This window comes from Streptomyces sp. NPDC015125, assembly GCF_043080045.1.
Taxonomy (GTDB): domain Bacteria; phylum Actinomycetota; class Actinomycetes; order Streptomycetales; family Streptomycetaceae; genus Streptomyces.
The window spans coordinates 27,368-53,894 of sequence record NZ_JBIBVF010000035.1; the positions used below are offsets into that span (position 1 = coordinate 27,368).

The window sequence follows — 26,527 nt, forward strand, 5'->3', positions numbered from 1 at the left end:
GCGCCCTCCTCCCTTCCGGTTGTTCGGTACGGGTGAGGTGGGTCGGCCGACCCCGCGGGGACGGTCTCAGGACTGGATGTGCACCTTCGCGTGGTCGCCGAGCACGAGCCGGTGTGCCACGGGGTGCCGGGGTGCGAGCGTGACGTGCGCGTTGCGTCCGACGAGCGAGGACTCGACTCGGCGCACGCTCTCGAACGACGCGCCGCGCAGCACGATCGAGGAGGCCAGCTCGCTGTCGTGGATGCGGCAGTCCTCCGCGATCGAGGTGAAGGGCCCGATGTAGGAGTCGGTGAGGACCGTGCCGGAACCGATCACGGCCGGTCCGACGATCCGCGAGCCGCGGACCGTCGCACCACGCTCGATCCACACCCGGCCGAGGAGTTCGCTCGCGCTGTCCACCGAGCCTTCGATGCAGCGCTCCTGGCTCTCCAGCAGCATCCGGTTGACCTCCAGCATGTCGGCGACGCTGCCGGTGTCGCGCCAGTAGCCGGACAGCTCACCGGAACGAATGTCCCGGCCGTCCTCGACCATCCACTGCACCGCGTCGGTGATCTCCAACTCGCCCCGCGCGGACGGCTCGATCTCCCGCACCGCTTCGTGCACCGCGGGGGTGAACAGGTAGACGCCGACCAGCGCCAGGTCGCTCTTGGGATGCGGTGGCTTCTCCTCCAGCCCCACCACCCGGCCGTCGGCATCCAACTCGGCCACGCCGAAGGCGGTGGGGTCGGGGACCCGGCTGAGGGCGAGCTGGGCGTCGGGGCGCTCCTTGCGGAAGTCCTCGACCAGATCGGTGATGCCGCCGGAGATGAAGTTGTCCCCGAGGTACATCAGGAAGTCGTCTTCGCCCAGGAAGTCCCGGGCGATGAGGACGGCGTGGGCGAGGCCGAGCGGCTCGCTCTGGGGCAGGTAGGTCACCTGGAGACCGAACTGTGAGCCGTCCCCGACCGCCTCGCGGATCTCCGGTCCGGTGTCACCGACGATCATGCCGACGTCGGTGATGCCGGTGTCGGCGATGGCCTCCAGCACGTAGAAGAGGATGGGCTTGTTGGCGACCGGGACGAGTTGTTTGGCGGAGGTGTGGGTTATGGGCCGCAGGCGCGTACCAGCGCCTCCCGAGAGCACGAGAGCCTTCACGGTTTCCATCCAAGGGCGAGTAGTGTCAGGGGGAGAGCCTGTCGGTCGCGGGCCGACTCGGCCTGGTCAGCGCTCCGCGACCAGTTGCTCCAATGTGGCGACCATGTCGCGCGGGCTGGGCATCGCCGCGGACTCGTCGCGCAGACGCCGCGCGGCCGAGGCGAAGCCCGGATCGTCGAGGATCTGCCGGGTGTGGCTGAGCACCAGGTCGGCGCCGGCCTCGCTGTGGTGCGCGAAGATCCCGGCGCCGGCGTGCTCCAGAGACCGGCCCCGCCACTCCAGGTCGGCGACCGTGGTGGACAGGGCGAGTTGGGGTACGGCGTGGACGAGGGCGGTGGAGTAGGTCCCCCAGCCGCCGTGGTGGATGATGGCCGAGCAGCTGGGCAGCAGGGTGTCCAGCGCCACGCCTTCGACGGCGCGCGCGTTGGCCGGTATGTCGCCGAGCGCCGCACGCTGCCGTGGCGGAAGCGCGGCGACCACCTCGATGTCGAGGCCGGCCAGCGCGCCGAGGATCTCCGGAACGGAGACGTAGTCACCGCCGTACGCCTCGGTGTTGCTCCAGCCGAAGGTCACGCAGACCCTCGGCCGCTCGGGTGCCTCGCGCAGCCAGTCCCACCACACCGCGGCACCGTTGTACGGCACGTAGCGCATGGACAGTTCCCGCAGCGCGCTGGGCGGCCGCAGGCTCGGAGGCAGAGTGTCGATGGTGTAGTGCCCGTTGATCAGTTCTTCGTCGCAGGAGACGCCGAACGGTGCACCGCGCTTGTCGAGCCAGTCGGCGAGCGGGTCCACGCGCTCATCGGGAGGGACTTGGCTCATCAGGTCCACGTAGGTGCGCCGTGCCCTCCCGTACACATCGGCGGACCACAGCAGCCGGACATCGACGGCACCGCTGACGCGGGCGGCGATGGCACCGGCGTAGGCGAGCGGGTCGCAGACGACCAGCTGTGGCTCCCAGCTCTGCGCCAGTGCGGCCGTATCGTCGATCACCGGGTCGTTGTACAGCGCGAAGCCGTAGGGGACGCTGAGCTCGTAGCGGGTGCGGAGGGAGGGCCAGTCCACCTCGCCCGGTCCCAGTCGGCTCCAGTTGGCGAACTCCTCGTCCTGCGAGTCGCGGGCCAGCGCCATGGCCTGGTGCATTCCGTGGTCGCGGCCCACGGGGGCCGCGACCAAACCGGTGCCGGTGATGATGTCGGTGAGCGCCGGCGTGCTCGCCATCCGTACCTCATGTCCTGCCGCGGTCAGTGCCCAGGCCAGTGGCACCATGCAATACAGATGCGACTTCTCCGACAGCCCGGCGAACAGCACACGCATGGGATCCCCTCTCGGTCTCGAACAGTTGGGTGGCCTCGATGTAACCGTCAGGCACCTGCATGGCCGGATCGCGGATGGCGCCTTTGCTCATCCTGTGCTCTGCGGCAGTGCCCTGTGGTACGGCGCCGCCATGGTCTGGGGATTCCTCCAGACAATGGCGGCCGGACCGGGACTCGGATCCGGGCCGGTAGATGCCTCCCGGCCAAACACGTGCCCGGTCCGGCGGGACGTGTCGGGGAACGTGCATGTCCTCGGGCACGGGTCGACCGGTTGCCGGCCACGGACACCGCGGTCCCGGGGAGCGTGCGGCGCACGGAGCGGACCGGCAAGGAGCTTCCGGCGTGCCTGCAGGAGTTCGCTCCGATCACAGGAGTTCGCTCCGGTCACAGGAGTTCGCTCCGGCCATGCGCTCGCCGAGTTCGCTCCGGCCACGGCGCGGGTGGAGTCCGAAGTGAGGACGGAGTCGGACACCGGACACACCTCGCCGTTGCCTCGCCGTTGCCTCGCCCGTGCCAGGTGCCCGCGTGCGGCTGCCGGGCTTCAGACGGTGTCCATCCATGCGGCGACGGTCCTCGCCGTGGAGCCCGCATGGGCCTCCATCATCGTGAAGTGGTTGCCCGGCACGTCGGCCACGGTGTCCGCGCCGTCCCAGGAGGCCTGCCACTCGTGCGGTGCGAGCGGTCCCGCCTGCTCGACGGTCACCGGCGGCTCGCTGGAACGCACGAACAACACCGGGCAGGAGAGGCGGTCCGGCGACCATGCGCCGACGACGTGGATGTACCAGCTCATTGCGGTGAGCCGGTCCGAGTCCATGTGCGCGAACAGCGACTCGCGGTCGAACATGCCGCCGATCATCTCTCCGGCGAATCGGGTGAAGGGCGAGTCCTCGCGCGGCAGATAGGTGTCCAGCAGCGCGACACCGGCCGGCGGAGTCCCCGACTGTTCCAGGTAGTGCGCCACGGCCAGTGCCAGGATGCCACCGGACGAGGAGCCGAGGAGTACGAACGGGGCGCCGTCGGCGCACCGCACCACTGCCTCGGCCTGCAGCCGCACGACCGCATCGAAGGAGGCGGGCAGCGGCTCGCTCCGGCCGAAACCCGGTGTCGGCAGCGCCCATACGTCGCGTCGGCCCTGGTGGGCGGTGGCGAACCTGGCGTACTGGTGCACGCCGGCGAGCGCCACATACGAGCTGAAGCAGATCAGGGCCGGCGCACCCGCGTCCGAGGATTCGCCTCCTCGGGCGAGTCGCACGGGCGCACAATCGGCCCCGAACTCCTCCGGCGTGTCGAAGGTCGGCCTCAGTCGGGCGGCTGCTTGCAGCAGGGCGAACCCCTCGTCCATCCGTCCCGACTCGCACGCCGTCCGGAAGAGGGCACCGATCGTGTCCTGCGTCGGTTCCGTCCCGGCGGGCCGGTCATCGGATCCCCCGGAGCCGGGCTGCGGGAGGGCGGGTGCGGCCAGTTCCTTCCCCAACCGGGACGCAAGCTCCCGCGGGGTGGCGAAGTCGAACACGAGCGTGGGCGGGAGCCGCGTGCCGGTGAGCGTGCCGAGCTGGTTGCGCAGCTCCACGGCGGTCAGCGAATCGAAGCCCAACTCGGTGAAGCCACGGTCCGGTTCGATCTCCTGGGACGACCCGTGGCCCAGGACTCCCGCAACCCGGCGCCGTACCACCTCCAGCAGGAGCGCTTCCCGTTCGGCGGGGCCGGCGGCCGAGAGCCGTGCGAGCAGGTCGTCCTTGTCCTCTCCGGGGGCGGGGACCGTACGACGGGGGCGACCGGGAGCCGCGCTGCCCGGCAGCGGCCCGGGTCCACCCCTGTCCAGACCTACGGTGACCAGGGCGGGGTCACCCGCCGTCAGCGCGGCGTCGAACAGGGCCAGCCCGTCGTCGGCGGAGAGTGGCCGCATGCCGTCCCGGGCCATACGCGATCGGTCGGTGTCGGCGAGTCCTGCCGTCATCCCGCTGCGTTCGGCCCACAGTCCCCACGCCAGCGAGGTCGCCGGCAGCCCCTGGGCCGCCCGGTGGTGGGCCAGACCGTCCAGGAGCGCGTTGGCGGCCGCGTAGTTGGCCTGCCCCGCCGAGCCGAAGGTGCCGGCCGCGGAGGAGAAGAGCACGAACGCCGACAGTTTCCGGTCCTTCGTCAGCTCGTGCAGCAGCCGGGCGGCATCGGCCTTCGGGCGGAGCACCCGATCGATCTGCTCGTCGCTGAGCGTCGTCAGCACGCCGTCGTCGACGACCCCGGAGATATGCACGACGGCGGTCAGCGGGTGGTTTTGCGGAATCGAGTCGAGCAGCCCCGCCACGGCTTCCCGTTCGGAGAGGTCACAGGCCACCAGGGATGCTTCGGCGCCCTCCTCGGCCAGCTCCGCGAGCAGCGCCTTTGCCCCGTCGGCCGCGGGCCCGCTGCGGCTGGCCAGCAGAAGATGCCGGACACCGTGACGGGTGACGAGATGACGGACCGTGAGCCGTCCCAATGCGCCGGTGGCCCCGGTGACCAGCACCGTGCCCTCCGGGTCGAACGCGAAGCCCGGAGCCCCCGGAGCTTCGACGCTGCCGAGGTGTGGCAGGCGCAGCTCGCCCGCACGGAGCACCGCCTGCGGATGAGCGGCGGCCACGGCGTCCGCGAGGGCGCCCCCGGACGCCACACTGTGGTCGAGGTCCAGGAGTCGCCATCGGTCGGGGTGTTCCAGCTGCGCGGAGCGGACCAGTCCCCACAGCGCCGCGCCCGCAAGATCCCTGACGTCCTCGCCGGCCTCGGCGGCGACCGCGCCCCGGGTGACGAGCACCAGCCGGGAGCCGGCGAACCGTTCCTCGGCGAGCCAGTGACGGCAGGTGGCGAGGGTGGTGGCGAGGAGTTCCCGGACACTCAGGGCGTCTTCACGGGTCTCCGGACCGCACAGCAGCAGGACGGTGTCGGGCATCGTCATCCCGGTGGCCGCGGCGGCTGCCAGCGCGTCGAGGTCGGCGTACGACTCCGCGTGCACGCCTGCGTCGTCCAGTGCCTCCGCGATGCCGGCGTCCGCCGGACCGCCGCCGACCGGGCTGCCGAGCACGGCCCACCGCGCCACCTCGGGTCGCGGGGGCAGGGAGGTTGCGGCACGCCAGTCGAGGCGCAGCGGGGCGGCCGGCCCTGCCGGACGGGCGTCAGGAAGCTGCGCGCGGGTCACCGTGCGCAAGGTCAGCGCGTCGGCACTGGCGACGGGTCGGCCGGCGGTGTCCGTGACCAGCACCGAGAAGGTGGCCGGGTCCCCGGCGGGCGTCAGACGCACCCGCAGCGCGGTGGCCCCCTCGGCGTGGAGGGTCACCCCCCGCCAGGCGAACGGCAGCATCGCCCTGCCGTCACCTGCGCCGCCCGCATCCCGGCCGCCGACGAGAAGCGTCTGGACGGCCGCGTCGAGCAGCGCGGGGTGCAGCGTGAACCGTGCGGCGTCGCCCCGGTACGGCTCGGGCAGCGCGACTTCGGCGAACAGCTCGTCACCGAGCCGCCATACGGAACCGAGCCCCTGGAACACGGGCCCGTAGGCGAACCCGGCTTCGGCGAAGGCCTCGTACCAGTCGCCCGGTCCGACGGGCTCGGCGGCCTCGGGCGGCCAACTGCTCAGGTTGCCCGGCTCCTTGCGGGGAGCGGTGGCCAGCGCGCCTTGTGCGTGCCGTGTCCACGGAGTGCCGTCGCCCCCCTCCACGGGCCGGGAGTACACGGTGAACGGCCGCCACCCGGCGGCGTCGGGTGCGCTCACGGCGACCTGGAGATGGACCGCGCCGTGCTCCGGAACGACGAGCGGCGCCTCCAGGGTGAGTTCGGCGAGATGGTCGCATCCGGTCCGGTCACCGGCGCTGATCGCCAGGTCGAGGTAGGCCGTCGCCGGGAGGATCACCCGGCCCAGCACCGCATGGTCGGCGAGCCATGCGTGGCTGGCCAGGGAGAGCCGCCCGGTGAAGACCACGGAATCCGAACCGGCCACGGTGACGGCCGCGCCGAGCAGCGGGTGGTCGGCCGCACTCAGCCCTACGGAGTCGAGGTCGCCCGCCCCGGCCACGGCGTCCCACCAGTAGCGCCGCTTCTGGAAGGCGTAGGTCGGCAGCTCGACGCGGCGGGTGCCGGGAAGCAGCGCGGACCAGTCGAGGCGGACGCCCGACGTGTGGAGGCGGCCGACCGCGGTCATGAGACTGTGGGTTTCGGACCGGTCCTTGCGCAGTGCAGGGACCAGCGCACGGTCGACGGCGGCGAGGCAGCCCTGGGCCATGGCGGTCAGGGTGCCGTCGGGCCCGATCTCCAGGAACCGGGTCGCCCCCTGCCCCTCCAGCCACCGGATGCCGTCGGCGAAACGGACCGCCTCCCGCACATGCCGAACCCAGTAGCCGGGGGACATCAGGTCCGCCTTCATGGCGAGTTCGCCGGTCAGGTTCGAAACCACGGGGATACGGGGTTGCGTGTAGCTCACGCTCTCCGCGACGGCGCGGAACTCGTCGAGCATCGGCTCCATCAACGGCGAATGGAAGGCATGACTCACCCGCAGCCGCTTCACCTTCCGGCCCTCGGACTCGAAGCGCCCGGCGATCTGCGCGACCGCGGATTCCTCACCGGCGATCACGACCGCCTGCGGACCGTTCACCGCGGCGATACTCACCCGCTGCGCATGCCCTTCCAGCAGCGGCAGTACCTCGGCCTCGGTGGCCTGGAGGGAAACCATCGCCCCACCGGCCGGCAACGCCTGCATCAAACGGCCACGAGCCGCCACCAGACGACACGCATCCTCCAGCGACCACACCCCCGCCACATGAGCCGCCACCAACTCACCAACGGAATGACCCACCAAGTAATCCGGCCGCACACCGAACGACTCCACCAACCGGAACAACGCCACCTCAAGGGCGAACAACGCCGGCTGGGTGAAACCTGTCAGATTCAGCCTCTCCGCACCCGCACCCACACCCGCACCCGCCACACCCGCATCCGCATCCGCATCCGCGCCGAACACCACATCCCGCAGCGGCGTTGCCAACTCACCATCGAAGTACGCACACACCGCATCAAAAGCATCCGCAAAAACCGGGAAGGCCTCGTACAACTCCCGGCCCATCCCCAACCGCTGCGCACCCTGCCCCGCGAACAAGAAGGCCGTTCCGCCCTCGCCCCGCACCACTGCGGTGGCGACATTCGCCGCGGACTCACCGGCCGCCAGAGCGCTCAGGCCGCTCAGCAGTTCGTCGCGGTGATCGCCCACGATCGCGGCGCGGTGCTCGAACGCCGACCGGGTCGTGGCCAGCGACAGCCCCACGTCGTGCAGGCCGAGTTCGGGCCTGGACTGCAGGTGCGCGAGCAGGTGTCCGGCCTGGGCCCGGAGCGCGTCCTGTGTGGTGCCGCTGATCACCCAGGGAACGGGGCCGGACGGGGCTGCATCGGACGAGGCTTCGGCGGACGGGGCTTCGGCGGCGGGGGGCTGTTCGAGGATCAGGTGCACATTGGTGCCGCTGATGCCGAACGAGGACACGCCTGCCCGTCGCGGCCGGTCCGTCCGTGGCCACTCCACGGGGTCCGTGAGCAGCCGTACGTTCCCCTCCGACCAGTCCACATGCGTCGAAGGCCGGTCGATGTGCAAGGTGGGCGGCAGGAGGCCGTGCTGGAGCGCCAGGACCATCTTGATCAGGCCGGCCACGCCGGCAGCGGCCTGTGTGTGCCCGATGTTCGACTTGACCGAGCCGAGCCACAGGGGCCGTTCGGTCTCCCGGGCCTGCCCGTACGTCGCCAGGAGCGCCTGGGCCTCGATGGGGTCCCCGAGTGTCGTGCCGGTGCCGTGTGCCTCGACGGCATCGACGTCCGTGCCGGACAGACCGGCGCCGCTCAGGGCTGCCCGGATCACCCGCTGCTGCGAAGGACCGTTGGGCGCGGTGATGCCGTTCGATGCACCGTCCTGGTTCACGGCGGAGCCGCGCAGCAGGGCCAGTACCGTGTGCCCGTTGCGCCGGGCGTCGGAGAGCCGCTCGACCAGCACGACACCGACGCCCTCGGAGAAGCCGGTGCCGTCGGTGTGGTCGGCGAACGCCTTGCACCGTCCGTCGGCCGCCAGACCCCCCTGGCGGCTGAAGTCCAGGAAGAGCCCCGGGGTGGACATGACGGTGACACCGCCGGCCAGTGCGAGGTCGCACTCCCCCGACCGGAGCGCCTGCGCCGCGAGATGGAGGGCGACGAGCGAGGACGAGCAGGCGGTGTCCACGGTGACCGCGGGCCCCTCCAGGCCGAAGGTGTACGAGAGGCGTCCTGACATGACACTCGCCGAGTTGCCGGTGCCGAGGTGTGCCTCCGCGTCCGGCGCCGGGGCGAGGGAACGGGAGCTGTAGTCCTGGTAGTTGGTGCCCGCGAAGACGCCGGTACGGCTGCCGCGCAACGACACCGGGTCGATCCCGGCCCGCTCCAACGCCTCCCACGACGTCTCCAACAGCAACCGCTGCTGCGGATCCATCGCCACCGCCTCCCGCGGCGAGATCCCGAAGAAAGCGGCATCGAAGCCCCCCACATCATCGAGAAACCCACCGGCCCGGGTATAACTACGCCCCGCCACACCCGGCTCGGGGTCATACAACCCCGCCACATCCCAGCCACGGTCACCAGGCCACTCACCGATCGCATCACCCCCACCCGCCAACAACCGCCAGAACTCCTCCGGCGAAGCCACCCCACCGGGAAAACGACAACTCATCCCCACGATCGCGACGGGGTCGTCATCGTGGGTCGCCGGTGCGGTGGGCGCCGGCGCGGGCTGCGCGGCCGCGTCGTCGAGGTTCAGTTCCGTGCGCAGTCGGCCGGCCAGCGCGGCCGGGGTCGGGTGGTCGAAGATGAGCGTGGCCGGGAGCCGGGTGCCGAGGGCTGCACTGAGGGCGTTGCGGAGCTCGACCGCCATGAGGGAGTCGAAGCCCAGCTCGCGGAAGGCTCGATGGGGGATGATCTCGTCGGTGTCGGTGTGGTTGAGGACGGCGGCGACGTGGGCGCGGACGAGTTCCGACAGGGCCTGGCGCTGCTCCGCTGCGTCGAGCGCGGCGAGCTGCCGGGCGAGTGCCGGTCCTGCGGCCGCTTCCTCCGTCGTCGGTTCGGCGGCGGTACGTGCCCGCTGAGCGTCGGGCAGGTCGGCGATCAGGGGGCGGGCGCGGGCCGTGGTGAAGGCGCGCGCGAAGGTGTCCCAGTCGATGTCGGTGACGGCCAGTGCGGTGTCATCGTGGTCGAGAGCCCGTTGCAATGCGGCCACGGCCAACTGCGGGTCCATGACGCGTACGCCGTGCCGACGCAGTCGCTCGCCCACGGTGCCCTCGGCCATTCCGCTCTCCGCCCAGGGCCCCCAGGCGAGGGAGGTGGCCCGGTGTCCGGCCGCCCTGCGCTGCTGGGCCAGGGCGTCGAGGTAGGCGTTGCCGGGGGCGTAGTTGGCATGTCCCGGCGCGCCGATGGTGCCGGCGGTGGACGAGAAGAGCACGAACGCCGACAGGGGGTGCCGCCTGGTCAGTTCGTCGAGATTGCGTGCGCCGCCCGCCTTGACCCGGAGCACACTCGCGAGTTGCTCCGACGTCAGGGATTGGATGGTCCCGTCGTCGAGTACGGCGGCGGTGTGCAGGACTGCGGTGAGCGGCCGGTCGGCGGGGATCTCGTCGAGCAGCGCGGCGAGCGCGTCCCGGTCGGCGATGTCACAGGCCGCGAATTCGGCATGGGTGCCCCACTCCGCCAATTCTTCGGCCAGTTCCGCGGCGCCGGGGGTGTCGGCGCCACGACGGCTGACGAGCAGCAGGTGCGGTGCGCCGTTTCGGGCGAGCCAGCGGGCAACGTGCCGCCCCAACGCACCGGTTCCGCCGGTGACCAGGACGGTGCCCGTGGGTGTCCACCGGTGCGTGGTGTCGAGTTCGCCGGTGGCGGCGCGGACCAGTCGCCGGGCGAGTACACGGTTCGGCCGGATCGCGAGCTGGTCCTCGTCGCCGATACCGGCGAGCGCCCGGACCATGGCGGTGCCCGCGGCCGGGTCCAGGGTTTCGGGCAGGTCGAGCAGTCCGCCCCAGCGCTCCGGCTCCTCCAGGGCGACCACGCGGCCGAAGCCCCACACCAGGGCCTGCCCCGGCGCGGCAACGCCCTGCTGCGGATCGGTGGCCACGGCGCCACGGGTGACGAACCACAGCGGGGCCGCGACGCCGCTGTCGTCCAGTGCCTGGACGAGCGCGACGGTGGCGGCGAAGCCTCTGGGCAGGCCGGGATGGGCGGAGTGGTCGTCCTCGTCCAGGGCGAGCAGGGAGACGATGCCGGTGACCGAGGGCAGCTGATCGTCCGGGGATGCCGTGCCCCGCAGGGCCGCCCCGATCGCGTCGGCAAGTGCGGCCCTGTCGTGCTCGGGTTCCACCGGCACGGTCACCGGGTGTGCTCCCGCGGCGGAGAGTGTCTCCACCACGCCGTCGGCCGGTGCGTCGTCACCGCTTGCCACCACCAGCCAGGTGCCGCTGAGGGCCGCCGGAGCCGCGCCGGCGGGGACGGGCTTCCAGGTGACGCGGTAGCGCCACGAGTCGGTCAGGGCTCCCTCGCGGCTGCGCCTGCGGTAGTCGGAGAGGGCGGGCAGCATCCCGGTGAGGGTCCCGGAGTCCACGGCCAGCGCGGCGCCGAGCGTCTCCGCGTCGCCGGACTCGACGGCCTCCCAGAAGCGGGTGTCGAGGGACGAGCCGGGGTTGCCGTGGAGTTCGGGAGCGGGCCGGGGCCAGTAGTGGCGCCGCTGGAAGGGGTAGGTCGGCAGGTCGATCCGCTGGGGGGTGCGGCCGGCCGGGGTGGGGCCGAGGACCGCGCGCCGGTCGACGGGTCCGCCGGCGACGGACAGTTCGGCGAGCGAGGTGAGGAAACGCCGGTGGCCGCCCTCCCCTTTGCGCAGGGTGCCGACGACGGCGGCATCCGTGATGTCGAGCGCGTCGAGTGTGTCGCGTACGGCCGTCGTCACCACAGGGTGCGGCGAGGTCTCGATGTATGCGCGGTAGTCCTGTTCGCCGAGGGCGCGGACGGCGTGTTCGAAGCGTACGGTCCGGCGCAGGTTCCGGTACCAGTACTCGGCGTCCAGCCGGGCGGTGTCGATCCAGTCGCCGGTCACCGTCGAGAAGAACGGAGTCGTGCTGCTGCGCGGACGGACCGGTGCCAGCTCGGTGAGCAACTGCTCGCGTATCTCCTCGACATGCGCCGAGTGGGACGCATAGTCGACCGGGATCCGCCGGACCTGTGCGCCGTCGGCTTCGAGGGCGGTGAACAGTTCGTCGAGGGCGTCCGCTTCACCGGAGACGACCACGGAGCGGGGACCGTTGACGGCGGCGACCGACAGCCGGTCGCCCCAGTGGGCGAGCCGCTCTTCCACGTCGGTCAGCGGCAGCAGTACGGACATCATGCCGCCGCGCCCGGCGAGCGCGGTCAGTGCCCGGCTGCGCAGGACGACGATGCGGGCGGCATCCTCCAGGGTCAGTGCCCCTGCGACGCAGGCAGCGGCGATCTCGCCCTGGCTGTGCCCCACGACGGCGTCGGGCTCCACACCGCGGGCGCGCCAGAGCCTGGCCAGTGCGACCATCACGGCGAACAGCGCGGGCTGGACGACGTCCACGCGGTCGAGTGACGGCGCTCCCTCGGCACCGCGCAACACCTCGTGGAGGGACCAGCCGGAGAACTGTTGCACGGCCTGCGCGCACTCGGTGAATGCGGCGCGGAACTCCTCGTCCGTATCGAGCAGTTCGGTGGCCATACCGGCCCATTGGGAGCCCTGGCCGGGGAAGACGAAGGCGGTACGGCCGTCCCTGCCGCTCGTGCCGCGTACGACTCCCGCGGCCGGGGTGTCACGGGCGAGCGTGTCCAGGCCGCGGAGCAGTTCGTCGCGGTCACCGGCGATCACGGCCGCCCGGTGTGTGAACTCCGAGCGCGTGGTGGCCAGCGACCAGGCGATGTCCGGCAGCGGCACCGGCGGCTCGTCGGACAGCCGCTCGCGCAACCGGGCACTGAGCGTGCGCAGCGATTCCGGGGTGCGCGCGGAGACGAGGAAGGCAAGCTCACGGGAGGCGGCGTCCGCCCCGGGAGCACCACCGTCCGCTTCGGGGGCACCATCCACCCCGGGGGCGGGATCCTGCACCGGGGCCTGTTCGAGGATGACATGGGCGTTGGTGCCGCTGACGCCGAAGGAGGAGACTCCCGCCCGGCGCGGCTGCCCACGGTCGGGCCACGGTTCGGCCCCGGCGAGCAGCGACACCTCGCCCGCCGACCAGTCGACGTGTGACGACGGCCGGTCGAGGTGCAGGGTCCTGGGCATCAGCCCTTCGCGCAGGGCCAGCACGACCTTGATGACGCCCGCTGCTCCGGCGGCGGCCTGGGTGTGTCCGATGTTCGACTTCACCGAGCCCAGCCACAGGGGCTGTTCCGCGTCCCGGTCCTGCCCGTACGTCGCCAGGAGCGCCTGGGCCTCGATGGGGTCCCCGAGTGTCGTGCCGGTGCCGTGTGCCTCCACCATGTCGACGTCCGCCGTGGCCAGGCCCGCGCCTGCGAGGGCCTGCCAGATGACGCGTTCCTGGGAGGGGCCGTTGGGGGCCGTCAGACCGTTGCTCGCTCCGTCCTGGTTGACCGCCGAGCCACGGAGGACGGCGAGTACGGGGTGCCCATGGCGCCGGGCGTCGGACAGCCGCTCGACCAGGAGCATGCCCGCGCCTTCCCCCCAGGCGGTGCCGTCGGCCGCGTCCGCGAACGCCTTGCACCTGCCGTCGGCGGCCAGTCCGCGCTGGCGGCTGAACTCCACGAACAGGCCGGGGGTGGACATGACGGTGACACCGCCCGCCAGTGCGAGGTCGCACTCCCCCGACCGGAGCGCCTGCGCCGCGAGATGGAGGGCGACGAGCGAGGACGAGCAGGCGGTGTCCACCGTGACCGCGGGCCCCTCCAGGCCCAGCGCGTAGGAGACCCGGCCGGATACGACGCTGGCGGCGTTGCCGGTGCCGACATGCCCTTCCAGCTCCTCCGCGGCACCGAGCAGGAGCGCGGTGTAGTCCTGCCCGTTGGTGCCCGCGAAGACGCCGGTACGGCTGCCGCGCAACGACACCGGGTCGATCCCGGCCCGCTCCAACGCCTCCCACGACGTCTCCAACAGCAACCGCTGCTGCGGATCCATCGCCACCGCCTCCCGCGGCGAGATCCCGAAGAAAGCGGCATCAAAGCCCCCCACATCATCGAGAAACCCACCGGCCCGGGTATAACTACGCCCCGCCACACCCGGCTCGGGGTCATACAACCCCGCCACATCCCAGCCACGGTCACCAGGCCACTCACCGATCGCATCACCCCCACCCGCCAACAACCGCCAGAACTCCTCCGGCGAAGCCACCCCACCGGGAAAACGACAACTCATCCCCACGATCGCGACGGGCTCTTGGAGCCCGGCCTCGACTTCCTGCAGGCGCTGCCGGGTCTGGTGAAGGTCGTTGGTGACCTTCTTGAGGTACTCGAGGAGCTTCTTTTCGTTCATGCATCCTCATCCACGCGGCGGTTTCCGGGCTCTTGCGGTCGGCAGCTCATGACATGCCGAGGTCGTTGTCGATGAAGTCGAAGATCTCGTCGGCGGTGGCGGAGCTGATCCGGTCGCTCACCCCGGCGTCGTCCTTCGCCTCTGCTTCCGTGTCCTGCCGCTCGTTCCATTTCGCGAGCAGCATCTGCAGCCGGGAGGCGATCCTGGCGCGTTGTGGATCGTCCTGCGGCACCTCTCCCAGCACGCCTTCCAGCCGGTCCAGCTCGGCGAGCGCGGGCAGCCCTCCGGCCGCGTCCCCTGCGGCGACCCGCCTCCGCAGGTGGCCGGCTAGGGCCGCGGCGGTCGGGTGGTCGAAGAGCAGCGTGGCGGGCAGTTGCGTACCGGTGGCGAGACCGAGCCGATTGCGCAGCTCGACGGCCATGAGCGAGTCGAAGCCCAGCTCGCTGAACGCCCGCTTCGGGTCGATCGCGTCCACCGCGTCGTACCCGAGGACACCGGCGACATGGGTGCGGACGAGGGTGACCAGGACGCGTTCCTGGTCGGTCTCGCTCCGCCCGGCCAGCTGTGCGCGCAGCGCCCGCAGACCGCCCGGCCCGTCGCCGTCCGCGGGCTCGCGTTCCGGGGCCGCCCGCCGGGCCTCCGGCAGGTCGGAGAGGAGCGCGCTGGGCCGCACCGAGGTGAAGCCGGGTACGAACCGGGCCCAGTCCACGTCGGCCACGGTCAGTGTGGTGTCGCCACGGGTGAGGGCCCGCTCCAGCGCGTCGACCGCGAGCCGCGGGTCGAGTGTGCCCATACCGCCCCGGGTGAGGCGCTCGGCCAGTTGCTCGTCGCCCGCGCCGCCGGCCGCCATTCCGGCGCCGGCCCACGGGCCCCATGCGAGGGAGGTGGCAGGGAGGCCGAGGGCGTGCCGGTGCTCGGCGAGGGCGTCCAGATAGGCGTTGGCGGCGGCGTAGTTGGCCTGGCCGGTCGCCCCCGCCGTGCCGGCGAAGGACGAGAACAGCACGAATGCCGTCAGGCCGTCGGTCAGCTCGTGCAGCTGCGTCGCGGCCGCCATCTTGGACCGCAGCACGGCGTCCAGGCGGGCCCCGTCGAGTCCGGTGAGCAGCCCGTCGTCGAGGACTCCCGCGGCGTGGAACACCGCGTCGACGGGGTGTTCGGCCAGCAGCCGCGCCAGCGCGTCACGGTCGGCGGCGTCGCATGCGGCGAGCGTCACCCGGGTGCCCCGGGCGGTCAGTTCGGCCCGCAGCTCGGCCGCACCCTCGGCCTGCGCGCCGCGCCGGCCCGCCAGTATCAGGTGCTCGGCGCCCCGGTCTGCCAGCCGGCGGGCCACGTGTGCGCCGAGCGCACCGGTGCCGCCGGTGATCAGTACGGTGCCGGTGCACGCCCACGGCTCGTCGGTGCCCGGTGCGGCGCCTGGGGCCTGGGCCCGGACCAGCCGCCGGACGAACACGCCCGAGCCGCGTACGGCGACCTGGTCCTCGCCCGGCCCGGCCTCCAGGACCGCGCACAGCCGCTCCACGGCCCGCTCATCGGGCTCCGCGGGCAGGTCGACCAGACCGCCCCAGCTCTGCGGGTGCTCCAGCGCGGCGACCCGTCCCAGGCCCCAGACGGCGGCCTGGGCGGGGGACGGCACGGCCTCGCGCTCGCGCACCGCGACGGCTCCGGTGGTCGCGCACCACAGTGGTGCGCCGGTGCCCAGGTCGTCGAGCGCCTGGACGAGGGCCATGGTCGCGGCGAGTCCGCCGGGCGTGGCGGGCCCGCTGCGGTGCGGTTCCTGGTCGGTGCCCAGCAGGGACAGCACCCCGTCGACGGGGCCCGACTCGCCCAGCAGTGTGCCCAGTTGGTCGGCGAGTGAGGTGCGGTCGGCGCGGGCGCAGTCGACCTCGACCGGGACGACCGCGGCCGCGCCGTGGGCGGTGAGCCCGGCCGCGATCGCCGTCTCCCAGGCGCGGCCGCCGTGGCCCGCGGGGTGGGCGAGCAGCCAGGTCCCGGACAGTACGGGAGCCGGTGCATCGCCGGCCGGCCGCCAGGTGACCCGGTATTCCCAGCCGTCGGCGACGGTGCGTTCGCGCTGCTGGTGGCGCCACGAGGACAGCGCGGGCAGTACCTCGCGCAGCGGAGCGTCACCGGCCAGGTGGAGGCGTTCGGCCAGCTCGCCCGGGTCGGCGTGCTCCACGGCGGCCCAGAACTGGTCGTCCACCGTCTGCGCCGCCTCGGCCCCGGTCTGCGGGCCGGCCGGCTCCAGCCAGTACCGGCGGCGCTGGAAGGCGTAGGTGGGCAGCTCGACGCGGCGCGCACCCTCGCCGTACAGCGCGGCGGGCCCGGTGCCGAGACCGCGGACGTGCAGGCTCGCCGCGGCCAGCAGGGCGCTGCGCACCTCGGGTCGATCGCGCCGCAGCACGGGCAGCGCGGCGGCCTCCTCGCCGGGTGCGCGCAGGCTCTCCCATGCCGTGGCGGCCAGCGCGCCGTCGGGCCCCAGCTCCAGGTAGGTCCGTACGCCGTCGGCCTCCAGCCGGCGGATGCCGTCGCAGAAGCGGACGGCCTCGCGGACATGCCGCACCCAGTAGTCGGGCGAGGTCAGGTCGGCGGCGGCCGCCGGTTCCCCGGTGAGGTTGGAGATGACGGTCAGGCGCGGCGGTGCGTAGCGCACTCCCCGCGCGATCTCGCCGAACTCCGCCAGCATCGCGTCCATCAGTGGAGAGTGAAACGCATGGCTGACCCGCAAACGCCTAGTCTTTCGCCCGCGCTCGGCCAGCTGTCCGGCGATCTCGGTGACGGTGTCCTGCGCGCCGGAGACGACGACGGCCGACGGCCCGTTCACCGCGGCGATCCCGGCCCGGTCCGCCAGGCCCGCCAGCAGGGGCGAGACCTCTTCCTCGGCGGCCTGTACGGCGATCATGGCGCCGCCTTCCGGCAGTGCCTGCATCAGCCGGCCGCGGGCGGCGACCAGCCGGCACGCGTCCTCCAGGGTCAGCACCCCGGCGGCATGCGCGGCGGTCAGCTCGCCGATGGAGTGGCCGATCAGGACGTCGGGCCGGATGCCCCAGGACGTGACGAGCGCGTGCAGCGCGGTTCCCACGGCGAACAGCGCGGGCTGGGTGTAGGCGGTGCGGTCGAGCAGCGCGGCCACGGGCGTGCCCTCGTCCGCGAAGACGACCTCGCGCAGCGGCCGTTCGAGGTGGCGGTCGAACTCCGCGCAGACCTCGTCGAAGGCCGCCGCATAGGCGGGGAAGCGCGCGTGGAGCTCGCGTCCCATGCCGGCGCGCTGGGACCCCTGGCCGCTGAACAGGAAGGCGAGCTTCCCGCCGGTGTCCGCACGCCCGCGCACCAGCTCCGCCGTGTCCTCCCCGCGGGCCAGCGCGGCGAGGCCCTTGAGGAACCCGTCCCGGTCCTCGGCGACCAGCGCCGCCCGGTGGTCGAAGGCGGCCCGGGTGGTGGCGAGCGAGTACCCGAGGTCGCCCACCGGCAGGTCCGGGCGGTCGGTGAGGTGGGCACGCAGCCGCTTCGCCTGATCGCGGAGCGCGGCGCCGGACCGGGCGGACAGCGGCCAGACCACGGGCCCCGGCAGGTCGCCGGCCCCGTCGTCCCCGTCGTCCCCGGCCCGCACGACATCGGCGGGCGCGACGCCGTCGAGCGAAGTGGTCCCCTCCGGTCCGCCGTCAACCGACCCGTACTCTTCGAGCACCACATGCGCGTTGGTGCCGCTGATCCCGAACGAGGACACCCCGGCCCGGCGCGGCAGTTCGTGCTGCGGCCACTCCACGGCCCGGGTCAGCAGCCGCACCTCACCCGCCGACCAGTCGACGTGCGAGGACGGCTCGGTGACGTGCAGCGTGCGGGGCAGGACGCCCTTCCGGAGGGCCAGCACCATCTTGATCACACCGGCGATGCCGGCGGCGGCCTGGGTGTGTCCGATGTTGGACTTCACCGAGCCCAGCCACAACGGCCGGTCCGCCGCGCGGCCCTGGCCGTAGGTGGCGATCAGCGCCTGTGCCTCGATGGGATCGCCCAGCGACGTCCCGGTGCCGTGTGCCTCGACCGCGTCCACCTCTGGGGCGTCGAGCCCGGCGTTGGCGAGCGCGGCCCGGATGACCCGCTGCTGGGACGGCCCGTTGGGGGCGGTCAGACCGTTGGAGGCGCCGTCCTGGTTGACCGCGGAGCCGCGGAGCACGGCGAGCACCGGGTGCCCGTTGCGCCGCGCATCGGACAGCCGCTCGACGAGGACGATGCCCGCGCCCTCGCCCCAGCCGGTGCCGTCCGCGTCGTCGGCGAACGCCTTGCACCGCCCGTCGCCGGCCAGTCCTCCTTGCCGCCCGAACTCCACGAAGGCACCGGGGGTGGCCATCACGGTGACCCCGCCCGCGAAGGCGAGATCGCACTCCCCCAGCCGCAGGGCCTGGGCGGCCTGATGCAGCGCCACCAGCGACGACGAACAGGCCGTGTCGACCGTGACGGCGGGGCCTTCGAGACCGAGGGTGTAGGAGACCCGGCCGGACGTCACACTGGTGGCGTGGCCGGTGAGCAGCTGCCCCTCGGTGCCCTCGGGCAGGGCGTGGGCGGCCGAGCCGTATCCCTGGTAGTTCGTGCCCGCGAACACCCCGGTGCGGCTGCCGCGCAGCGACGCCGGGTCGATGCCGGCCCGCTCCAGTGCCTCCCATGAGATTTCCAGCAGCAGCCGCTGCTGCGGGTCCATGGTGACCGCCTCACGCGGCGAGATCCCGAAGAAGTCCGCATCGAAGTCGCCGCTGTCGTAGAGGAATCCGCCCTCGACGCGGGCCGCGTCGTCACCGGTCTGCCAGCCGCGGTCGGCCGGCAGCGGCGACAGCGCGTCCACGCCGTCGGCCAGCAGCCGCCAGAACTCCTCGGGGCTGCCCGCCCCGCCCGGGAACCGGCAGCTCATGGCGACCACGGCGAGCTGCTCCTCGCCGTTCGCCGGCCGGCCGGCCACGGCCACCGGGGCGGCGGCCGCCTCGTCGTCCCCGAACAGTTCGGTGCACACCTGGCGGGCCAGCGCCGTCGGCGACGGGTAGTCGAAGACGAGGGTCGCCGGCAGCCGCAGACCGGTCGCGGCGCCCAGCCGGTTGCGCAGCTCGACGGCGGTGAGCGAGTCGATGCCCAGGCCACGGAAGTCCCGGGCCGGTTCGACGGCTTCGGGGCCGGCGTGCCCGAGCACGAGCGCCGCCTGCGCACGCACCAGTTCCAGCACCGCGGGTTCCCGCTCGGCGGCCGGCAGCGCGGCCAGTCCGGTGCGCAGGCCCTGCGCGGCGTCGCCGGAGGCCGCCGACGCGGCCGAGCGCCGGGCGGACCCGGTCACCAGACCGCGCAGCAGGGCCGGCGGCGCGGAGTGCGGTGCCCGCAGTGCGGCGTGGTCGAGCCGCACGGGGGCGTACACCGCTTCGGCGGTACGGAATGCGGCGTCGAACGCCGCCATGCCCTGCTCGGCCGTGAACGGCACCATGCCGCCACGCGCCATCCGCTGCAGATCGGCATCCGCCAGCTCGCCGGTCATCCCCGCGCCGGGAGCCCACGGGCCCCAGGCAAGTGAGGTGGCGGGCAGCCCCGCACCCTGCCTGGCCTGGGCGAACGCGTCCAGGAAGGCATTCGCCGCCGAGTAGTTCGCCTGTCCCGAGCCGCCGAACATGCCGGCGACGGAGGAGAAGACGACGAACGCCGCCAGGTCCTCGCCCCGGGTCAGCTCGTGCAGTGCGCTCACCGCGTCCGCCTTCGGCACGAGCACGGCGTCCAGCCGCTCGGGCGTCAGCGAGGACAGCACGCCGTCGTCCAGCACCCCGGCCGTGTGCACGACCCCGGTCAGCGGGTGCTGCGGCGGTACGGAGTCGAGCAGCCCGCGCAGCGCCTCGCGGTCCGCGGTGTCACAGGCGGCGACGGTGACCTCGGCGCCGAGGGCGGCGAGTTCGTCGCGCAGTGCGGTGGCACCCGGAGCCTGCGGCCCCCGGCGACTGGACAGCACCAGATGACGGACCCCGTGCTCGGTCACCAGATGCCGGGCGACCAACGCGCCCAGACCACCCGTCCCACCCGTGACCAGGACCGTTCCTTCCGCATCGAGAGGAACCGGCATCGTCAGTACGACCTTGCCGACGTTCTTGGCCTGGCTGAGGTAGCGGAATGCCTCGGGCGCCTTGCGTACGTCCCACGCGGTGAGCGGCAGGGGTCGCAGCACGCCCTGTTCGAAGAGGGTGACGAGTGCCGTCAGCATCTCGCCGATCCGCTCCGGACCGGCGTCAAAGAGATCGAACGCCTGGTAGCGCACGCCCTCGTGCGCGGCCGCGACCTCCTGCGGGTCACGGACATCGGTCTTGCCCATCTCCAGGAAGCGGCCGCCGCGCGGCAGCAGTCGCAGCGAGGCGTCCACGAACTCCCGCGCCAGGGAGTCCAGCACCACATCCACACCCCGGCCACCGGTCTCGGCGAGGAAGGACCCCTCAAAGTCCAGATCACGCGAGGACGCGATATGCGCCTCGTCCAGACCCGAGCTGCGCAGCGTCTCCCACTTCCCCGGACTCGCGGTGCCGAACACCTCCGCGCCCAGATGCCGCGCCAACTGCACCGCGGCCATACCGACACCGCCCGCGGCGGCATGCACCAGCACCGACTCGCCCGCCTGGAGCTCTCCCAGGTCCACCAAGGCGTAGTAGGCGGTCAGGAACACCACCGGAACCGACGCCGCCTGCGCGAACGACCAGCCCTCGGGTATGCGGGCGAGGGTGCGCGCATCGGCCACCGCGAACGGACCGAACGACTGGGTGAACAACCCCATGACCCGGTCGCCCGGGGAGAACCCGGTCACTCCCGGACCGACCTCGGTGACCACACCGGCGCCCTCGATCCCCAGCGCCACGGCGTCACCCGGATACATGCCGAGCGCGTTCAGCACATCACGGAAGTTCAGGCCGGCGGCACGCACCGCGATCCGCACCTGTCCGACACCCAACTCGGCCTGTGCCGTGGGAAATTCGGCGAGGTGCAGGTTCGCCAGCGTGCCCTTCTCCGCGATGTCCAGGCACCACGCCCCGCTCTCCCCGGGCACCGGCAGCGCATCGGGCCGTACGTGCCGGCTGAGCCTCGGGACGTACACCTGGCCCGCGCGTACGGCCAGTTCGGGCTCGTCGCCGGCCAGTGCGGCGGGGAGCGCGGCGAGGGACTCGCTCGCCCCGTCCAGATCGACCAGCGTGAACCGGTCCGGGTGCTCCGAGCGCGCGGCCCGGACGAGCCCCCACACGGCGGCCAGCGCCGGGTCCGGTCGCCGTTCGTCCACGGTGACCGCGCCCTGGGTGACGACGACCAGCCGGGCCGCGGCGAACCGCTCCTCGGCCAGCCATGCGTGGAGCAGCGCGAGCGTCCGGTGGGTCGCGGTGTGCGCGGCGGCGGCCGGGTCGCCGTCAGGAACGTCCAGCCGCAGCAGGACGTGGGAAGGCACCTCGTCCCGGGGAAGCGATCCGAGGTCCGGGTATACGGACGCGCCGATCGCGGAGAGATCGAGTCGGTCGTCGGCACCGTGGGCGCCGTCGGTGTCGTCGGTGCCGTCGGTGCCGTCAGTGCCGTCAGTGCCGTGAGTGCCGTCGCACAGGTCGATGGCCGCACCGACGGATACCGCGGGCGCGGTGGGCGCGGTGGACCCGCCTGCCCCGGAGGGCTCCGGCAGCGGGATCCAGTCCATCGTGTGCAGCGTGGTGTCCTGGCCGCCCGCCTTGGCCTGGGCGATCCCGTCGGCCGACACCGGCCGCAGCACCAGGGAGTCGATCGTCGCGACGGGTCCGCCCGAGGCATCGGCCAGCTCCAGGGCGACCGAGTCGGAACCGTGCACGGTCAGCCGGGCACGCAGCACCGACGCTCCGGACGCGTGCAGCGTCGCACCCGACCAGGAGAAGGGCAGCCTGCCCCGGCCCTCTTCCGCCCGGTCCTCCTCCGCCCGGTCCTCGTCCGCCCGGCCTTCCTCCGCCCGGTCCGACTCCACGAGTCCGAGCGCGTGCAGCACCGAGTCCAGCAATGCCGGATGCAGTCCAAACCCGGCCGCCTCGGCGACGGCGCTCTCCGGAAGTTCGACCGAGGCGAACAACTCGTCACCACGGCTCCATACCTGGCGCAGACCGCGGAAAACCGGCCCATAGCCGAACCCCGCTGCGGTCAGCCCCTCGTACAGCCCCTCGACGGAGAGGGGCTCCGCACCGGCGGGCGGCCACTGGGACAGGCCGGCCCCGGGGGCCGCGCCGTCCGTGCCGAGTACGCCGACGGCATGGCGTACCCAGGTCTGGCCGGCCTGCGCATCCTGCGGCCGGGAGTAGACGCTGAGCGTCCGGCGCCCGGTCTCGTCCGCGGCCCCGACGGCCACCTGGAGCTGTACGGCGCCCCGCTCCGGCAGGACCAGCGGCGCCTGCAGCGTCAGTTCCTCCACCTGCCCGCAGCCGACCTGGTCCCCGGCACGGACGGCCAGCTCCAGGAAGGCGGTACCGGGGAGCAGAACCGAGCCCGAGACGCAATGCTCGGCGAGCCAGGGCTGCGCAGCGACGGACACCCGCCCCGTGAACACCACGGCGCCGCCCTCGGCCGAGCCGTACCCGCTGTCGAAGCCGTCCGCACCGTCCGCGCTGCCGGCCAGGGAGACGGCAGCACCCAGCAAGGGGTGCTGGGCGGACTCCAGCCCGGCAGAACCGAGATCACTCGTCGGCAAGCCCGTGAACCGGGGCCAGTAGCGCTGGTGTTGGAAGGCGTAGGTGGGGAGGTCGATGGGGGTGGGGGTGGGGGTGTCGGTCTTGGTTTGGGTGGCGGTGGCTGTGGTGGGGAAGAAGGTCTGCCAGTTGATGGCGATGCCGTGGGCGAATGCGCGCCCGGCGGCGGAGAGTACGGCGGCTATCTCGCCGCGGTCGTCGCCGCGCAGGGTGGGGATGAGGACGTGGTCCGCGTCCAGATCCGCATCCATGTCGCTGTCGTTGTCATTGTCGATGTCGCTGTCATTGTCGATGTCGCTGTCGCTGTCGCTGTCGAGGCAGCTCTGTGTCATGGCGGTGAGGGTGCCGTCCGGGCCGATTTCCAGGAACCGGGTGACCTCGTGCTCCGCCAGCCAGCGAATGCCGTCGGCGAAGCGGACGGCCTCACGGACATGCCGCACCCAGTAGTCGGGGGAGGTCAGCTCCTGTGACGTAGCCAGCGTGCCGGTGACATTCGAGACCACCGGGATACGGGGCTCTTCGAATGTCAGGCCTTCCGCGACGGCACGGAACTCGTCGAGCATCGGCTCCATCAGCGGAGAGTGGAAGGCATGGCTGACCTTGAGGCGCTTTACCTTCCGGCCGTCAGACTCGAAGCGCCCGGCGATCTCGGCAACCGAGGACTCCTCACCGGAGACCACGACCGACCGCGGTCCGTTCACCGCGGCGATGCTCACCCGCTGCTCCTGGCCCTCCAGCAGCGGCAACACCTCGTCCTCGGTGGCCTGAAGGGCGACCATCGCGCCGCCCGCCGGGAGTGCCTGCATCAGGCGACCACGGGCCACCACCAGACGGCACGCGTCCGGGAGGGACAGCACACCGGCGAGGTACGCGGCCACCAACTCACCGATGGAATGACCCACCAGATAGTCGGGCCGCACACCGAACGACTCCACCAGCCGGAACAGCGCCACCTCCACCGCGAACAACGCCGGCTGAGTGAACCCCGTCTGATTCAGCAGTTCGCCTTCGTCACCGAACACCACATCCCTCAGAGGCGAAGCCAGCTCGCCGTCAAAGTGCGCACAGACAGAGTCAAACGCATCGGCGAAAACCGGGAACGCCTCATACAGCTCCCTACCCATCCCCAACCGCTGCGCACCCTGCCCGGTGAACAGCAGCGCCAAGCGCGCTTCAGGTGCAGCCAGAGCGCTCACCACGGAAGCAGCTTCGCTCCCCGTGGCCAACGCCCTGAGACCGTCGACGAGCGCACCGCGCTCGGTGCCGAGGACGACGGCCCGGTGTTCAAATGCCGAACGTGTCGTGGCCAGGGCAAACCCCACCTCCGGCACACCGAGTTCAGGGCGGGCCTCCACATGCGCCAACAACCGCTGCGCCTGCGACCGCACCCCTTCCCGACTCCGCGCGGACACCACCCACGGCACCACGCCCACATCACCAACCGGCCCGGCTTCCGCGCTCTCCTCCACCGGAGCCTGCTCGATCACCACATGCGCATTGGTGCCGCTCACTCCGAACGCCGACACACCGGCCCGACGCAGCCGCTCCCCCTCCGGCCACGCCACAGCCTCGGTAAGCAGCCGCACGTCGCCCGCCGACCAGTCCACGTGCGACGACGGCTCATCGGCATGCAGCGTCTGCGGCAGCACACCGTGCTGGAGCGCCAGCACCATCTTGATGACACCGGCCGCACCCGCAGCCGCCTGCGTATGACCGATGTTCGACTTCACCGACCCCAGCCACAACGGCCGGTCCTCATCCCGATCCTGCCCGTACGTCGCAAGCAGCGCCTGCGCCTCGATCGGGTCACCCAGGGACGTTCCCGTGCCATGCGCCTCGACTACATCCACATCCGCGGGCGACAGCCCCGCACCCGCCAGCGCCTGCCGGATCACCCGCTGCTGCGACGGACCATTCGGCGCCGTCAGACCATTCGACGCACCATCCTGATTCACCGCACTACCCGCCACCACAGCCAACACCCGATGACCATGACGCCGAGCATCCGACAACCGCTCCACCACCAACACACCAGCACCCTCAGCCCAACCGGTGCCATCCGCAGCATCCGAGAACGCCTTGCACCGGCCATCAGCAGCAAGGCCACGCTGCTGGCTGAATTCGATGAACGCACCCGGCGTCGACATCACGGTCACACCGCCGGCCAGCGCCAGATCACATTCGCCCGAGCGCAGAGACTGCACCGCCAGATGCAGGGCGACCAGCGACGAGGAACACGCCGTGTCCACCGTCACCGCCGGTCCCTCAAGGCCCAGCGCATACGACACCCGGCCCGACACCACAGCTGCTGCATTCCCGGTACCGAGGTAGCCGTCCTGGCCCTCCGGAGTGCTCAGCAGCAGGGCGGGGTAGTCCTGGCCATTGGAACCGACGAAAACCCCGGCCCGGCTCCCCCGCAACGTCTGCGGATCAATGCCGGAACGCTCAAGCGCCTCCCAGGAGGACTCCAGCAGCAGCCGCTGCTGCGGGTCGATCGCGACCGCTTCACGCGGGCTGATACCGAAGAACGCCGGATCGAACTGGTCGACCCCGCTGACGAATCCGCCATGGCGCGAGTAACTCTTCCCAGGCTGGCCCGGGGTCGGGTCGTAGAGGCCATCGAGGTCCCAGCCACGGTCATGAGGGAGCTCGGAGATCGCGTCCTCGGCCCCGGCCACCAGCCGCCACAGGTCCTCGGGGCTGGCCACCCCACCGGGAAGCCGGCAACTCATCCCGACGATGACCACCGGATCGTCCGAGGTGGACGCCAGCACCGGCAGACCGGGTACCGCGTCCGCCCCGGTCCCGAACAGCTCATCGCCCAGGAAGCGCGCCAGATCGACCGGCGACGGATAGTCGAAGACGACGGTGGCGGGCAGCCGCAGACCGGTTTCGGTGTTCAACCGGCCGCGCAACTCCACAGCGGTCAGCGAGTCGAAGCCCAAGTCCCGGAAGGCAGAACGGGCTTCAAGCGACTCCGGCTTGTGGTAGCCGAGGACCGCTGCGGCGTGAGTACGCACCAACTCCAGCAGCGCCCGCTCTCGCTCCACAACCGACAGCCCCGACAACCGCTCCCGCACCACCCCAGCACCAGAACCCTCACCACCAACGCCAGCGCCAGCACCAGCGCCGACAGCCAACGCCGCCCGCACCTCCGGCAGGTCGTCCAGCAACGGACTCGGACGAGCACTCGTGAACGCCGGAGCAAACCGCTCCCACTCCACATCCGCCACCACCACCGAACCCTCACCCGCACCAACCGCCGACTCCAACGCCGACACCGCCAGCCCCGGATCGAGGGCCTTCAGCCCACGACGCAGCAGATGCTCCTCCGCACCCTCCACACCGGCCATCCCGCCGCCGGCCCACGGGCCCCACGCCACCGCACAACCCACCACACCCCGCGCACGACGCGCCTCCACCAACCCCTCAACGAAGGCATTACCCGCCGCATACGCCGCCTGACCACCACTCCCCCACACACCAGCAATCGACGAGAACACCACAAAGGCATCCAGCGCACGATCACCCAGCACCTCATCCAGCACCACGGCACCGGCAACCTTCGCCCCCATCACCTCAGCAAAATGCCCCGCACCCGCATCCCCCAACGGCACGGAATCCACCACACCCGCCGCATGCACCACCGCATCCACCGCACACCCCGACAGCAGCTCCTCGACCGCACCCCGATCAGCGACATCGCAAGCCGCCACCGTCACCCGCACACCCAGGCCAGACAGCTCCGCCTCCAGCTCCACCGCACCAGGAGCCTCCAAGCCACGACGACTGGTCAGAACGACATGCTCCGCACCACACTCAGCCACCCACCGCGCCACACGAGCACCCAACGCACCCGTACCACCCGTAATCAGCACCGTCCCCCGCGGCCG

4 protein-coding genes are annotated in these 26,527 nt (G+C 72.1%); all 4 read right to left on the reverse strand.

The genetic code is table 11. The features are described 5' to 3' along the window. Window positions 1-66 precede the first annotated feature (66 nt). On the reverse strand, window positions 67-1,134 hold the full coding sequence (locus ACF088_RS40315) for a glucose-1-phosphate thymidylyltransferase (protein ID WP_392380971.1): 1,068 nt from the start codon (window positions 1,132-1,134) through the stop codon (window positions 67-69). Window positions 1,135-1,200: 66 nt separating this feature from the next. Next, a complete protein-coding gene (locus tag ACF088_RS40320) occupies window positions 1,201-2,448 on the reverse strand; it encodes an activator-dependent family glycosyltransferase (protein WP_392380967.1) in 1,248 nt (415 codons plus the stop codon). Between the two features lie 540 nt (window positions 2,449-2,988). Then, window positions 2,989-13,944, reverse strand: a complete 10,956-nt coding sequence (locus ACF088_RS40325; RefSeq protein WP_392380968.1) for a type I polyketide synthase — start codon at window positions 13,942-13,944, stop codon at window positions 2,989-2,991. Between the two features lie 46 nt (window positions 13,945-13,990). Next, the coding region (locus ACF088_RS40330) for a type I polyketide synthase (protein ID WP_392380969.1) at window positions 13,991-26,527 on the reverse strand (12,537 nt) is incomplete at its 5' end.

What these genes read in the sequence shown, in the direction of transcription:
- ACF088_RS40320 (WP_392380967.1), bottom strand. Translation starts at nt 2,448, where the DNA reads ATGCGTGTGCTGTTCGCCGGGCTGTCGGAGAAGTCGCATCTGTATTGC.
- ACF088_RS40325 (WP_392380968.1), bottom strand. Translation starts at nt 13,944, where the DNA reads ATGAACGAAAAGAAGCTCCTCGAGTACCTCAAGAAGGTCACCAACGAC.